General features: G+C 54.0%; 13 protein-coding genes. 8 read left to right on the forward strand and 5 right to left on the reverse strand.

Annotated elements, in window-relative coordinates:
- The first annotated feature begins 318 nt into the window (after positions 1–318).
- Positions 319–1,938: an L-aspartate oxidase gene (nadB, locus tag IM290_RS16445; protein WP_193042370.1), complete on the forward strand. Its 1,620-nt coding sequence runs from the start codon at positions 319–321 to the stop codon at positions 1,936–1,938.
- Here nadB and IM290_RS16450 read toward each other — a convergent pair.
- Positions 1,923–2,660 carry a tRNA1(Val) (adenine(37)-N6)-methyltransferase gene (locus IM290_RS16450; protein ID WP_032649123.1) on the reverse strand — a complete coding sequence of 246 codons (738 nt, stop codon included), beginning with the start codon at positions 2,658–2,660 and terminating at the stop codon, positions 1,923–1,925. The two genes, nadB and IM290_RS16450, sit on opposite strands and share 16 nt — an antisense overlap.
- A 132-nt stretch (positions 2,661–2,792) precedes the next feature.
- Here IM290_RS16450 and srmB point away from each other — a divergent pair, with 132 nt between their 5' ends.
- A complete protein-coding gene (gene srmB, locus IM290_RS16455; RefSeq protein WP_017383554.1) occupies positions 2,793–4,121 on the forward strand; it encodes an ATP-dependent RNA helicase SrmB in 1,329 nt (442 codons plus the stop codon).
- Positions 4,122–4,173: 52 nt separating this feature from the next.
- On the opposite strand, the gene grcA is transcribed toward srmB, so the two are convergent.
- Positions 4,174–4,557, reverse strand: a complete 384-nt coding sequence (gene grcA, locus IM290_RS16460) for an autonomous glycyl radical cofactor GrcA (RefSeq protein ID WP_003860727.1) — start codon at positions 4,555–4,557, stop codon at positions 4,174–4,176.
- A 315-nt stretch (positions 4,558–4,872) separates the two neighbouring features.
- On the opposite strand from grcA, the gene ung reads away from it, so the two are divergent.
- The gene (ung, locus tag IM290_RS16465; protein ID WP_032654620.1) at positions 4,873–5,562 is read left to right on the forward strand and encodes a uracil-DNA glycosylase; all 690 of its coding nucleotides are present in this window, start codon (positions 4,873–4,875) and stop codon (positions 5,560–5,562) included.
- 40 nt (positions 5,563–5,602) lie between these two features.
- Here ung and IM290_RS16470 read toward each other — a convergent pair whose 3' ends face one another.
- Entirely contained in the window at positions 5,603–6,688 is a 1,086-nt protein-coding gene (locus tag IM290_RS16470) for a tRNA/rRNA methyltransferase (protein WP_017383555.1), read from the reverse strand.
- Positions 6,689–6,892: 204 nt separating this feature from the next.
- On the opposite strand from IM290_RS16470, the gene trxC reads away from it, so the two are divergent.
- From trxC to IM290_RS16495, 5 genes are all read left to right on the forward strand, one after another.
- Positions 6,893–7,312: a thioredoxin TrxC gene (gene trxC, locus IM290_RS16475; protein WP_193042371.1), complete on the forward strand. Its 420-nt coding sequence runs from the start codon at positions 6,893–6,895 to the stop codon at positions 7,310–7,312.
- A gap of 70 nt (positions 7,313–7,382) precedes the next feature.
- Positions 7,383–8,081, forward strand: a complete 699-nt coding sequence (tapT, locus tag IM290_RS16480) for a tRNA-uridine aminocarboxypropyltransferase (protein ID WP_193042372.1) — start codon at positions 7,383–7,385, stop codon at positions 8,079–8,081.
- Between the two features lie 35 nt (positions 8,082–8,116).
- The gene (gene pat / locus IM290_RS16485; RefSeq protein ID WP_017692865.1) at positions 8,117–10,780 is read left to right on the forward strand and encodes a protein lysine acetyltransferase; all 2,664 of its coding nucleotides are present in this window, start codon (positions 8,117–8,119) and stop codon (positions 10,778–10,780) included.
- Between the two features lie 109 nt (positions 10,781–10,889).
- Complete coding sequence (pssA, locus tag IM290_RS16490) at positions 10,890–12,245, forward strand: CDP-diacylglycerol--serine O-phosphatidyltransferase (protein WP_032654627.1); 1,356 nt, start codon at positions 10,890–10,892, stop codon at positions 12,243–12,245.
- A gap of 45 nt (positions 12,246–12,290) precedes the next feature.
- Positions 12,291–12,614 (forward strand): YfiM family lipoprotein, encoded by a 324-nt coding sequence (locus IM290_RS16495; protein ID WP_003860739.1) that lies wholly within the window; start codon positions 12,291–12,293, stop codon positions 12,612–12,614.
- On the opposite strand, the gene IM290_RS16500 is transcribed toward IM290_RS16495, so the two are convergent.
- Together IM290_RS16500 and IM290_RS16505 are read right to left on the reverse strand one after the other, a co-directional pair.
- A complete protein-coding gene (locus IM290_RS16500) occupies positions 12,611–13,918 on the reverse strand; it encodes an MFS family transporter (RefSeq protein WP_017383558.1) in 1,308 nt (435 codons plus the stop codon). The two genes, IM290_RS16495 and IM290_RS16500, sit on opposite strands and share 4 nt — an antisense overlap.
- A gap of 151 nt (positions 13,919–14,069) precedes the next feature.
- The gene (locus IM290_RS16505; RefSeq protein WP_193042373.1) at positions 14,070–14,522 is read right to left on the reverse strand and encodes a DUF4385 domain-containing protein; all 453 of its coding nucleotides are present in this window, start codon (positions 14,520–14,522) and stop codon (positions 14,070–14,072) included.
- Positions 14,523–14,621 lie beyond the last annotated feature (99 nt).

Below are 14,621 nucleotides of genomic sequence, written 5' to 3' on the forward strand. Positions count from 1 at the left end.
TTCCGTAACGCCTTTGTTTTTGTTCATCGCGCCGCAGACCGTTCATTTTCTCTCATTATAAGTCTGTTCACGATACGCACCCGCTTTCTGACAAGAATCATCAACTTTATCGTCAGAAGAGTAACGCAACACAGGCTTTATTTCACCACAAAATCTGAAGCTAACGATCTGCTTCGCAAAATATTTCCGGCCATTTAGCGCAGATTTAACTTCTGGCCTTCCGTTTAGTCATTGCAACACACAACAAAAAAAACGTGCGATATCTCGCATCACAATGCTATTCTCCCCACACCATGTTTAGTAAATTAAACAAACATCATGAACACGACGCCTGAACTTCATTGTGATGTACTGATCATCGGCAGCGGTGCTGCCGGCCTATCCCTCGCACTGCGCCTGGCGGAACATCAGAACGTAATCGTGCTGAGTAAAGGGCCGATGAGCGAAGGTTCCACCTTCTATGCACAAGGCGGTATTGCCGCCGTGTTTGATGAAACGGATAGTATAGCCTCGCACGTAGAAGACACCCTGATTGCCGGCGCCGGGATCGTGGATGAGCATGCGGCAGAGTTTGTCGCCAGCAATGCCCGCCACTGCGTGCAATGGCTTATCGATCAGGGCGTGCTGTTTGATACGCATGTTCAGCCTAATGGTGAAGAGAGCTATCACCTGACCCGTGAAGGCGGGCACAGCCACCGCCGTATTCTGCACGCTGCTGATGCAACCGGAAAAGCGGTTGAAACCACGCTGGTCAGCAAAGCCCTCAGCCATCCTAATATTCGGGTGCTGGAGCGCAGCAACGCCGTCGACCTGATTATTTCCGATAAGATTGGCCTGCCCGGCACGCGCCGTGTTGTCGGCGCATGGGTGTGGAATCGGAATAAAGAGAAGGTGGAAACCTGCCAGGCAAAAGCCGTTGTGCTGGCGACTGGCGGCGCCTCCAAGGTTTACCAGTACACGACAAACCCGGATATCGCCTCCGGAGACGGTATCGCCATGGCCTGGCGCGCAGGCTGCCGCGTGGCGAATATGGAGTTTAATCAGTTCCATCCTACCGCCCTGTTCCACCCGCAGGCACGTAACTTCCTGTTAACTGAAGCGTTGCGCGGCGAAGGCGCGTATCTGAAGCGTCCGGACGGTTCCCGGTTTATGCCGGACTTCGACCCCCGAGGTGAACTTGCCCCGCGGGATATCGTGGCCCGCGCCATTGACCACGAGATGAAGCGGCTTGGCGTCGACTGTATGTATCTGGACATTAGCCATAAACCGAAAGACTTTATTCGCCAGCACTTCCCGATGATTTATGAAAAGCTGCTGAGTCTGGGTATTGATTTAACCCGCGATCCGGTGCCGATTGTACCTGCCGCACACTATACCTGTGGCGGGGTGATGGTTGACGATCATGGTCGTACCGACGTGGATGGTTTGTATGCGATCGGCGAGGTCAGCTACACCGGCCTGCATGGTGCGAATCGCATGGCCTCAAACTCGCTGCTGGAGTGTCTGGTGTATGGGTGGTCGGCTGCGGAAGATATTACCAAACGCATGCCCTATGCACGTCCGACAACACACTTGCCGGCATGGGATGAAAGTCGGGTAGAAAACCCGGACGAACTGGTGGTTATCCAGCATAACTGGCACGAGCTGCGGCTTTTCATGTGGGATTATGTCGGGATTGTACGCACAACGAAGCGTCTGGAACGCGCGTTACGCCGCATCATGATGTTGCAGCAGGAAATTGATGAATATTACGCCAACTTCCGCGTTTCTAATAATCTGCTGGAGCTGCGCAACCTTGTGCAGGTTGCCGAGCTGATTGTGCGCTGTGCGATGATGCGCAAAGAGAGCCGTGGCCTGCATTATACGCTGGACTATCCCGAACCGCTTGAAATGTCCGGCCCGTCGGTGTTGACGCCGCAGGTTCACATAAACAGATAAAAGGCCTGGGTCAGGGCAGTGTAATCTTCGGAATAACGCTGGTCTGGCCCACGAATGACCATCCTGTCGATAAAGCATTCCCCCTCTTTCGGCGAGAGCGCCAGCAACACGCGGTGCGGTAAGCGTCCTTCCGTATCCGAAATATCGGTACGAAGACGCAGATTCCAGCCGATCCCCCGTGCGATCTCAATGAAGGTATTACCCGTGCTTTCAGGCAAGACCACGCAGAAAAATCCCTCTTCCGAGATGAGCTCCGCCGCACTGGTCAGTAGCGCCTTGTGATCGAGCGAGCCGGTGTAACGTGCCTGCTCGCGTTCTGGCGTTCCACATTCCACGCCTGGCGTGAAATACGGCGGATTGCTGACAATCAAATCGTAACGCGCGGTTTGCTCCGGCGCCCAGGTCAGGACATCGGCGCATTCTACCCTGATGCGATCTGCCCACGGAGAGTCGGCAGCGTTTTCACTTGCCTGCCGGGACGCCTGAGGATCAAGCTCAACGGCGTCGATCGTGACGTGTTCTTCCGTTCGCTGCGCCAGCATCAGCGCCTGAAGTCCGCTGCCCGTACCAATATCCAGAATGCGTTTTACACCTGCGACAGGCGCCCATGCACCCAGTAAAATACCGTCTGTGCCGACTTTCATCGCACAACGATCGTGCGCCACAAAAAACTGTTTAAACGTAAAACCATCGCGGCGCAACTGCGCTTTGAGTTGAGACATGTCAGGACAACCTTCTGAGTGAAACTGGAGTAGCATAGGGGAAAGCGAAGTGGTCGAAAAGCGATATCCATACAAACAGATGAAGATTACAGCCGTAACGTCTATAATCAGCGCCCCACACAGAGGTAGAACATGACTGTAACGACTTTTTCCGAACTTGAACTCGATGAAAGCCTGCTCAATGCCCTTGAGAGCAAAGGCTTTACACGCCCGACCGCCATTCAGGCCGCGGCCATTCCGCCTGCGCTTGAGGGCCGCGATGTGCTCGGTTCTGCGCCAACCGGCACGGGGAAGACAGCAGCCTACTTGCTGCCTGTGTTGCAGCATTTGCTCGACTTTCCGCGTAAAAAATCAGGCCCGCCGCGCATTTTGATCCTGACCCCGACCCGTGAACTGGCGATGCAGGTTGCCGAACACGCGCGTGAGCTGGCGGCGAACACCCATCTGGATATCGCGACCATCACCGGCGGCGTAGCGTATATGAACCACGCCGAAGTGTTCAGCGAAAACCAGGATATCGTTGTCGCGACGACGGGCCGTCTGCTGCAATACATAAAAGAAGAGAACTTCGACTGCCGCGCGGTGGAAACGCTGATTCTCGATGAAGCTGACCGCATGCTGGACATGGGCTTTGCCCAGGATATCGAACACATCGCGGGTGAAACGCGCTGGCGTAATCAGACAATGCTGTTCTCGGCAACCCTTGAAGGGGATGCCATTAAAGATTTCGCCGAACGTCTGCTGGAAGATCCGGTGGAAGTGTCCGCTACGCCATCGACCCGTGAGCGTAAGAAGATCCACCAGTGGTACTACCGCGCAGATAACCTTGAGCATAAGGTTGAGTTGTTGAAACACCTGCTGAAGCAGGAAGAGGCAACCCGTACCATCGTCTTCGTACGCAAACGTGAGCGCGTACATGAGCTGGCAGAAATGCTGCGCAACGCCGGCATTAACAACTGCTATCTCGAAGGTGAAATGGCGCAGGTTAAGCGAACCGAAGGGATTAAGCGCCTGACCGATGGCCGCGTGAATGTGCTGGTTGCCACCGATGTTGCCGCGCGCGGGATCGACATCCCGGACGTGAGCCACGTAATCAACTTTGATATGCCGCGCAGCGGTGATACTTACCTGCACCGTATTGGTCGTACCGGCCGTGCGGGCCGCAAAGGTATTGCTATCTCTCTGGTAGAAGCGCACGACCATTTGCTGCTACAGAAAATTGGCCGCTACGTTGAGGAGCCGCTGAAAGCTCGCGTGATTGACGGGCTTCGTCCGACCACACGTGCGCCGAGTGAAAAAATGACGGGTAAACCGTCCAAGAAAGCGCTCGCGAAACGTGCTGAGAGAAAAGAGAAAGAAAAAGAGAAGCCGCGCGTTAAACAGCGCCACCGCGATACCAAAAATATTGGTAAGCGCCGTAAGCCAAGTTCTGCTGCGCCAGAGACAAAAACTGAAGAGTAAAAAAAAAGCCGGGACATTCCCGGCTTTTTTATTCCACCCCCGAAGCTGAACTTTACAGGCTTTCAGTAAAGGTACGCGCGATAACGTCGCGCTGCTGTTCCGGGGTCAGAGAGTTGAAACGCACCGCATAGCCAGACACACGGATGGTCAGCTGCGGGTATTTTTCCGGGTGCTCAACGGCATCCATCAGCGTTTCGCGACGCAGGACGTTAACGTTCAGGTGCTGACCACCTTCCACGCGTACTTCTGGTTGCACTTGCATTGGAATTTCACGGTATTCAATTTCGCCCAGTTTGCTCACCGGAACGATTTCGTCTTCCGCAAAACCTGCTTTCGCTACTACACAGCGCGCTTCGTTTTTCTCGCTGTCCAGCAGCCAGAAAGAGTTCAGCAGATCGTCATTTGCAGCTTTAGTAATCTGGATACCTGTAATCATGTGTTGCCTCCCTTAGGCTACATTAACTGATGCTGGCCTTTTGCGGCCAATTGGTAAAACCATTGTTTGTTGTGTGTATATATAACATTCAGACCCGGGTGATTTATTGATTTAAATCAACAAAACCACCAACCACACAAAGAGTGTGGTCTGTATTTTTTGTTTTAGATCAATTTTAAAGGTTTACCAATTCAACTTATCCTGCCTGGTTTTCAACATAAATTGAGACACTTAGCCTGCTTTTCCGCGGGTAATTTTGCTCATTGGGGTTTAGCAGGTAAGCTAGACACAGAATGAGATTCGCAGGAGAGCGAGATGACAACACCTCTAACCTGGCATGACGTGCTGGCAGAAGAGAAGCAGCAGCCCTATTTTATTAACACCCTCAGTACCGTTGCGGCTGAACGGCAGGCCGGCCAGACAATTTATCCGCCGCAGAAAGATGTGTTTAACGCCTTCCGCTACACCGAACTGAGTGATGTAAAGGTGGTTATCCTGGGGCAGGATCCGTACCACGGCCCCGGGCAGGCTCACGGACTGGCATTTTCCGTGCGTCCGGGCGTGGCCATCCCCCCTTCTCTGCTGAATATGTATAAAGAGCTGGAAGGAACGATTCCGGGTTTTACCCGCCCTAATCACGGTTATCTGGAAAGCTGGGCGCGCCAGGGCGTGCTGTTGCTGAATACCGTATTAACCGTCCGGGCGGGTCAGGCACACTCCCACGCCAGTCTGGGATGGGAAACCTTTACCGATAAGGTTATCAGCCTGATCAATGAGCATCGTGAAGGCGTCGTGTTTTTACTCTGGGGTTCGCATGCCCAAAAGAAAGGGGCGATTATCGATCGTCAGCGTCATTACGTGCTGAAGGCACCGCACCCGTCGCCGCTGTCTGCGCATCGCGGTTTCTTTGGCAGTAATCATTTTGTTCTGACGAATGAGTGGCTGGAAAAGCGTGGCGAAAAGCCGATTGACTGGATGCCTGTGTTACCGGCAGAGAGCGAGTAGGGTTTGAATGTGCCGGGTCAGGGCCCGGCACATAAAAGGCTTATGCCTTGTTCTGACGCCACCATTCCGCCAGCAGCACGCCGGTCGCAACGGATACGTTCAGGCTTTCAACGTTGCCAGTGCCGTCGATAGAGACGCTCAGGTCAGCGCTGGAGAGTGCCGCATCAGACAGACCATCACGCTCCTGACCTAACACCAGCACCATTTTGCGCGGCAACGTCGCTTTAAACAGCGGCGTAGCGGCACGGCTTGAGGTGGTGACAATGGTGTAGCCCGCTTTACGGAATTGCTCCAGGGCTTCCAGCACGCTGTCGCCGGTGATCGGCTGAACATGCTCTGCACCGCCTTCCGCAGTACGAATCGCCGCACCGGATTCCAGCAGCGCGGCATCCTGCAACAGAACGCCTTTCACGCCAAAGTGCGCGCAGCTACGCATCATAGCGCCCAGGTTATGCGGGTTACCCACATCTTCCAGCGCCAGCACGCAGTCATCGGCATCCGCCTGGCTGACCCACTGCTGCACGGTAGTGCCGTTACGTTTTTTGATCAGGAAGCAGACGCCGCCGTGGTGTTCAGTCCCGGACGCTTTTGTCAGCTCGGCATCGTCAACCACGTGATAGGCTTTACGGTTCGCCGCCATCCAGCGCAGCGCTTCTTTAAAGCGCGGGGTCACGCTCTGAATAAACCATGCACGAACGATACACTCCGGGCGGCTCTGGAACAGGGCCTGACAGGCGTTCTCACCGTAGACACGGGTCTCTTCCGCACGCTGACGACGCAGCACTTCCGGATCGATAAAGCTTTTTCCGCTGATACCGCCGTGATCGGCTTTTTCGGTCGCCTCTTCACCGGGCGCGCGAGAAACGGTACGCCATGGCGAGCCACCGTCACGGACAACATCATCGCGTTTGCGATCGTCACGCTTACGGTCATCACGTTTGCGGTCATCGCCGCGGTTATTTCTGTCATCGCGGGCGGGGCGACGGCCACCGTCTGCACGAGAAGACGCCGGACGCCCGCCACCTTTTCCGGTACGCGGATTTTGGGTGCGTTTATCAGAGTCATCATCACTGCGGACATACATCACTTTGACCTTGCCGCTTTTGTTTTTCATTTCGTCGTTCATGCTTTTCTCCACCAGCGCTGCGCGAAGCGCGCAGATTACCCGATGTGCAAGCTCATAGCCATAATTTCGTACAAAAGCCTGTGACTATTGTTCCCATTGAATAAAACGCATTGTCGTTTCATACAAGCTCACTGATAATATGTAACATATCAGAAACATTATCGGCGTTCTGCCGTTGTTCCACGGCTCTATCAGAGGTTAGTTATGAATACCGTATGTGCCAACTGTCAGGCTGTAAACCGCATTCCGGACGACCGGATGGATGACGGTGCGAAATGCGGGCGTTGTGGCCACGAATTATTTGATGGCGATGTCATTAACGCGACGGGTGCTACGCTGGACAAACTCCTCAAGGACGATCTGCCTGTTGTGGTCGATTTCTGGGCACCGTGGTGCGGCCCCTGCCGTAACTTTGCGCCCATCTTCGAAGACGTGGCTGAAGAGCGCAGCGGGAAAATGCGTTTTGTCAAAGTGAATACCGAAGTGGAACGTGAACTCAGCGCCCGTTTTCGCATTCGCAGCATTCCAACCATTATGATTTTCAAAAATGGTGAAGTGATCGATATGCTCAATGGTGCAGTACCGAAAGCGCCTTTCGACAGCTGGTTAAACGAATCCCTGTAACATTCACGGGGCATACCTTGTGCCCCGTTCGCTCCTCTGCGAAAATGAGGTTTTTCCTGCCTTTTCGCCCATGACTGATAACGCTGTACTTCAATTACGCGCCGAGCGCCTTGCGCGCGCCACCCGCCCTTTTCTGGCCCGAGGCAATCGTATTCGCCGCTGCCAGCGCTGCCTTTTACCGCTGAAAGTGTGTCTGTGCGAAACGCTTGCACCGAGCGAGGCGAAAAGCCGCTTTTGTCTGGTCATGTTCGATACCGAACCGATGAAGCCCAGCAACACGGGGCGTTTGATCGCCGATATTCTGCCCAACACCGCAGCGTTTCAGTGGTCGCGCACTGAGCCACCTCAGGCTCTGCTCGACCTGGTGGCAAGCCCGGACTATCAGCCCATGGTCGTTTTCCCGGCATCATATGCAGGCGAACAACGTCAGGTGCTTACGGTGCCACCATCCGGTAAGCCGCCGCTGTTTATTATGCTCGACGGCACCTGGACCGAAGCGAGAAAGATGTTTCGCAAAAGCCCTTACCTTGATGCGCTGCCGGTGATTTCCGTCGATCTGTCGCGCGTTACGGCCTATCGCTTGCGTGAAGCGCATGCCGACGGTCAATATTGCACCGCTGAAGTCGCTATTGCGCTACTGGATCTGGCGGGCGATACCCAGGCGGCCGGCGCGCTGGGCTCCCACTTCTCCTGCTTCCGTGAACGTTATCTTGCGGGAAAAACCGTTCATAAGGGTAGCGTCACAGCAACAGAGACAGAAAGCGTTTAAAATCATCAGGTCGCTTGCATTCACGGGAGGCCTGCATGAGCCAGAGAGGGTTAGAAGCGCTACTCCGTCCGAAATCCATTGCCGTTATTGGCGCCTCGATGAAACCGGACCGCGCAGGGTATCTGATGATGCGTAACCTGCTGGCTGGCGGGTTTAACGGCCCGGTCATGCCTGTTACGCCCGCTTATAAAGCGGTACAGGGAGTACTGGCGTGGCCGGATGTGCAGAGCCTGCCTTTCGTTCCCGACCTCGCCGTGCTCTGTACGCATGCGAAACGAAACCTCGAACTGCTTGAGTCGCTCGGTCAGAAAGGCTGTAAAACCTGCATTATTCTTTCCTCGCCTCCTGAACAGCAGCCCGAACTGCTGGCCTGCGCCAGCCGCTACCAGATGCGCATTCTAGGTCCAAACAGCCTCGGCCTGCTTGCGCCCTGGCAAGGGCTGAATGCCAGTTTTTCCCCGGTTCCGATCCGTAAAGGCAAACTGGCCTTTATTTCGCAGTCGGCTGCGGTATCCAATACCATCCTCGACTGGGCGCAGCAGCGTGAGATGGGTTTTTCCTATTTCATCGCTTTGGGCGACAGCCTGGACATTGACGTCGATGAGCTGCTGGATTTCCTGGCGCGTGACAGCAAAACCAGCGCTATCCTGCTCTACCTTGAACACCTGAGCGACGCCCGTCGTTTTGTGTCGGCGTCGCGTAGCGCATCGCGAAATAAACCGATACTGGTCATCAAAAGCGGGCGCAGCCCCGCGGCTCAGCGCCTGCTACATTCCCGTTCCGGGATGGATCCCGCATGGGATGCAGCGATCCAGCGCGCCGGTCTACTGCGGGTACAGGATACGCACGAGCTTTTTTCCGCCGTCGAAACGTTAAGCCACATGCGCCCCCTGCGCGGTGAAAAGCTGATGATTGTCAGCAACGGTGCCGCTCCCGCCGCCCTGGCGCTGGACGAGCTCTGGCTACGCAACGGCAAGCTGGCCACGCTGGGTGAAGAGACGCTACAGCGCCTGCGGGACGCGTTACCGGGAAGCGTTGTTCCCGATAATCCCCTCGATTTGCGCGATGATGCCAGCAGCGATCGTTACATTAAGGCGATCACGATTTTGCTGGATAGCCAGGACTTTGATGCGCTGATGATTATCCATTCGCCCAGCGCGGTTGCGCCAGGCAGCGAAAGTGCGCGAGCGCTGATTGAGGCGGTCCGAAACCATCCCCGCGGCAAATACGTTACACTGCTGACCAACTGGTGCGGCGAGTTCTCCTCGCAGGAGGCACGGCGTCTGTTTAGTGAAGCCGGGTTGCCAACCTACCGTACCCCGGAGGGCACCATTACCGCGTTTATGCATATGGTTGAATACCGCCGCAACCAGAAGCAGCTGCGTGAAACGCCTGCTCTGCCGGGCAATCTCACCGCAAATTCGGTGGATGTGCACAGGCTTTTGCAGCAGGCCATCGAAGAGGGCGCCACTTCTCTTGATACACATGAGGTGCAACCCATTCTTGGCAGCTATGGGATGCAAACCCTGCCCACCTGGATTGCCGGCGACAGCGCTGAGGCGGTACATATCGCTGAGCAGATTGGTTATCCGGTCGCGCTGAAGCTGCGCTCTCCCGATATTCCGCACAAATCGGATGTGCAGGGCGTCATGCTGTATCTGCGCACCGCGACAGAAGTGCAACAGGCCGCGGATGCCATTATCGATCGCGTAAAAATGACGTGGCCACAGGCCCGGATCCACGGCCTGCTGGTGCAGAGCATGGCCAACCGTGCGGGTGCACAGGAGCTGCGCGTGGTTGTCGAACACGATCCGGTTTTTGGTCCGCTCATTATGCTGGGTGAAGGCGGCGTTGAGTGGCGGCCAGAAGAACAGGCGGTTGTCGCGCTTCCTCCTCTAAACATGAACCTGGCGCGTTATTTGATTATTCAGGCCATCAAAAGCAAAAAAATCCGCGGGAGAAGCGCTCTGCGGCCGCTTGATATCGCCGGATTAAGCCAGTTTCTGGTGAAGGTCTCCAACCTCATTGTTGACTGTGCGGAGATCCAGCGCCTGGATATCCACCCCCTTCTTGCCTCCGGAAATGAATTTACCGCGCTGGACGTGACGCTGGATATTGCGCCCTTTATCGGTGATCGGGAAAGCCGTCTCGCCATTCGTCCTTATCCTCTTCATCTGGAAGAGTGGGTGGAGATGAAAAATGGGGAACGGGCGCTGTTTCGCCCTATCCTGCCGGAAGACGAGCCGCTGCTGCGGGCGTTCATCTCGCAGGTGACGAAGGAAGATTTGTACTATCGCTATTTCAGCGAAATCAATGAATTTACCCACGACGATTTAGCCAATATGACCCAGATCGACTACGATCGAGAAATGGCGATTGTGGCGGTCCGCCGTTCCGGAGCGGGAGAGGAGATCCTCGGCGTGACGCGTGCCATTTCCGACCCGGATAACGTGGATGCGGAGTTTGCCGTACTGGTGCGTTCCGATCTTAAGGGTTTGGGGTTGGGCAGACGGCTGCTCGAAAAACTCATTGGTTATACGCGCGATCACGGATTGTCACGCCTGAATGGCATTACTATGCCAAACAATCGGGGTATGGTGACCCTGGCGCGGAAGCTCGGTTTTGACGTTGATATCCAGCTGGATGAAGGCATTGTCTCTCTGTCCCTCAGCCTGATTTCGACGGATAAACAAGAGTAAGCTGCTGGAAATGTTACCCACTTTTCGCGGCACTGGGGTATCATTGTCCGCTTATGTTGTTTGCCTGGTACAGACAACCCTTCAATGAACAGAGAAGAAACGCACTGTGATGTTGTCAAAATTTAAGCGTAATAAACATCAACAACACCTTGCTCAACTACCGAAGATTTCTCAGTCAGTTGATGATGTAGAGTTCTTTTATGCTCCCGCTCATTTCCGGGAGACGCTCCTTGAAAAGATTGCCAGCGCTACGCGACGTATTTGTATTGTGGCGCTCTATCTTGAACAAGATGAAGGTGGGCGTGCGATCCTTAACGCGCTCTATGAAGCGAAACGTCAGCGTCCAGAACTGGATGTTCGCGTGCTGGTTGACTGGCACCGTGCTCAGCGCGGCCGTATTGGTGCCGCTGCCTCGAATACCAATGCTGACTGGTATTGCCGCACGGCCCAGGAAAATCCGGGTATTGATATCCCGGTGTATGGCGTACCGGTGAATACCCGTGAAGCGCTTGGCGTTCTTCATTTTAAAGGATTTATCATTGATGACAGCGTCCTTTATAGCGGTGCCAGCCTGAATGATGTGTATCTCCATCAGCTCGATAAATACCGTTACGATCGCTACCATCTGATCCGCAATCCGCAGATGGCCGACATCATGTTCAACTGGGTTGATAAAAACCTGGTTCATGGCCGGGGTGTGCACCGTCTTGACGATCCTCATCGTCCGAAAAGTCCGGAAATCAAAAACGACGTTCGCTCCTTCCGCCAGGAACTGCGCGATGCGGTTTATCGTTTTCAGGGGGATGCCAGTAATGAAGAACTGTCCGTTACGCCTCTGGTAGGCCTGGGAAAATCCAGCCTGCTGAACAAGACCATCTTCCATTTGATGCCGTGCGCGGAGCATAAGCTCACCATCTGTACCCCGTACTTCAACCTTCCCGCCGTTCTGGTGCGTAATATCATTCAGCTGCTGCGTGATGGTAAAAAGGTGGAAATTATTGTCGGGGATAAAACGGCAAATGACTTTTTCATTCCGGAAGATCAACCTTTCAAGATCATCGGCGCACTGCCTTATCTCTATGAGATTAACCTGCGCCGCTTCCTGAGCCGTTTACAGTACTATGTGAACACGGACCAGCTGGTTGTGCGTCTCTGGAAAGATGAAGATAACAGCTATCACCTCAAAGGAATGTGGGTGGATGATGATTGGATGCTGCTGACCGGTAATAATCTCAACCCACGCGCCTGGCGTCTGGATCTGGAAAACGCCATCCTTATTCACGATCCTCAGCATGCGTTAGCCGCGAAACGCGATCGTGAGCTGGAGCTTATACGCACGCATACCACAGTGGTTCGTCATTATCGCGATCTGCAAAGCATCGCTGATTATCCGGTGAAAGTTCGCAAGCTGATTCGCCGTCTACGTCGGATCCGTATCGACCGCCTCATCAGCCGCATTCTGTAATACACGAGCCCTGTCATCGACGGGGCTTTTTTATGGAGTCTGTTAATGCGTACGCCTTTCCTGATAATCCCTCTTTTCCTGACCGGTTGCAGCCATATGGCTAATGATAACTGGTCGGGTCAGGATAAAGCTCAACACTTTCTGGCGTCTGCAATGTTGTCCGCTGCGGGTAATGAATATGCGCTGCACCAGGGTTATAGCCGGGATCGAAGTGCCACAATGGGGCTGATGTTCTCCATCAGCCTGGGGGCATCAAAAGAACTTTGGGATAGCCGCCCCTCGGGAAGCGGCTGGAGCTGGAAAGATTTTGCCTGGGACGTAGCCGGGGCAACAACCGGCTACGCCGTCTGGCAGATGGCGCATTATTAAAGGCGGATCCCTTTTCCTTTACGATGCAGCATCAGGGAGACAATAAACGCCAGCGCCCCCATGATGGTGACATACCAGAAAAAGGTCGATTCACTGCCCCATGACTTAAGGGATAGCGCGACATACTCTGCCGAACCGCCGAACAGGGCGTTAGCGACCGCATAAGAGAGGCCTACGCCCAGCGCCCTCACCTGTGCGGGAAACATTTCCGCTTTCAAAATGCCACTGATTGCCGTGTAAAAACTAATAATAATAAGTGCCACCATAATCAAAGCGAAAGCGGCATACGGAGAGGTTGTATGCTGTAGCGCCGTCAAAAGCGGAACAGTCCCCAGGGTGAGCATGCCACCAAAGATCAGCATGGAGGTGCGGCGACCTATTTTGTCCGACAGCGCGCCAACAATCGGCTGGATGAGCATAAAGACCAGTAACGCCACCGTCATGACGACACTCGCAACGTTAGCATGCATGCCCGTGGTGTTGACCAGATATTTTTGCATATAGGTGGTGAAGGTATAGAAGCTTAGCGAGCCTGCGGCGGTAAAGCCTAATACCATCAAAAACGCTTTGCGGTTTCGCCACAGCCCTTTCATCGAACCGGCTTCTTTCAGCGCCCTGACCTCCTGCTGGGAGGTTTCATCAAGCTGACGGCGTAACCACAGCGCCACAACCGCCAGGGCAGCCCCCAGGGCAAACGGGATGCGCCAGCCCCAGGCGCGTAAATCTTCATCGCTAAGGATTTGTTGAAGGATCACCACAACCAGTAACGCCAGCAGCTGACCGCCAATGAGGGTTACATACTGGAATGATGCATAGAAACCTTTGCGCCCTTCAACAGCTACTTCGCTCATGTATGTCGCGCTGGTGCCGTATTCGCCACCTACTGACAGCCCCTGGAACAGGCGTGCCAGCAGCAACAACGCCGGTGCCCATGTTCCGATAGTGTCATATCCGGGCAGGCAGGCAATCACCAGCGAGCCGACGCACATCATGCATACGGAGATAAGCATGGATGTCTTGCGCCCTTTCCTGTCGGCGATCCTGCCGAACAGCCATCCGCCAATGGGACGCATCAGGAACCCGGCGGCAAAAACGCCTGCGGTTTGCAGAAGCTGCGTAGTGGTGTTCCCTGACGGGAAAAAGATATGCGCAAAGTAGAGTGAACAGAATGAATAGACGTAAAAATCAAACCACTCTACAAGGTTCCCCGATGAAGCTCCAACGATTGCCCAAACCCGACGGCGAGTATCCTTGCCTGCTAAACTTGTGTTATCCGTATCTGCACTGGCTACGGTTTCTGTCATTTTAAAATCCCCTGTCTCACATTGCGGGCCATTGCCCACAAACAGTAAAACCGGATTTAAAACGAATCGTTAGGTAAATAAAATGTTTCCAATATGTTTCATTGGATTTTGTGAACTCGATCAGGTATCGAATTATTAGCGGACGTAGTAATTATCCCCACGCTTGCTGGTGCGCCTTTTTTCGCTGCAAATAATCTTCATCGGCACGAATTTTATCCCACCACGTTCTGAATACCGCAGCGGCCTCTGCTTTTACGGGATCGAGATCGAGGGGTTTGACCTGGCGCTTCTCATCATACTTTTTACCGCCTTTATGATTGGCGTATCGCCGGGCACGGGTGTAGCCCATCTGTATGAATTTACGCGCCATATCCATACCTACAAAATCGTTATTCCTGCGGTACTCTTCAAAGAGTGCGTAGATCTCTTCTGCCGAACGCGCTGCGACTTCAGCATTTTTATAACGCCAGTGTGGCAGGATTTCGCTTTTATAAGGCTCGACCATCAATACGCCCTGCTCACCCCGGCCCACCTGATACCGTTCGGGATGTTCGCGAAAATTAATATTGGCAAAATCTTGTTGATAATCAAAGGGACGAGTCAAAGCGGCACCATTGTTAAAATTGTTTTAACAATTGTAGGCCGGATAAGGGGAAGCCGCCATCCGGCATGTTTTCTACGTACAAAGCAAAAAACCCCGCAC

It is taken from the genome of Enterobacter cloacae complex sp. S1 (assembly GCF_014930525.1).
GTDB classification, from domain to species: Bacteria; Pseudomonadota; Gammaproteobacteria; order Enterobacterales; family Enterobacteriaceae; genus Enterobacter; species Enterobacter hormaechei_C.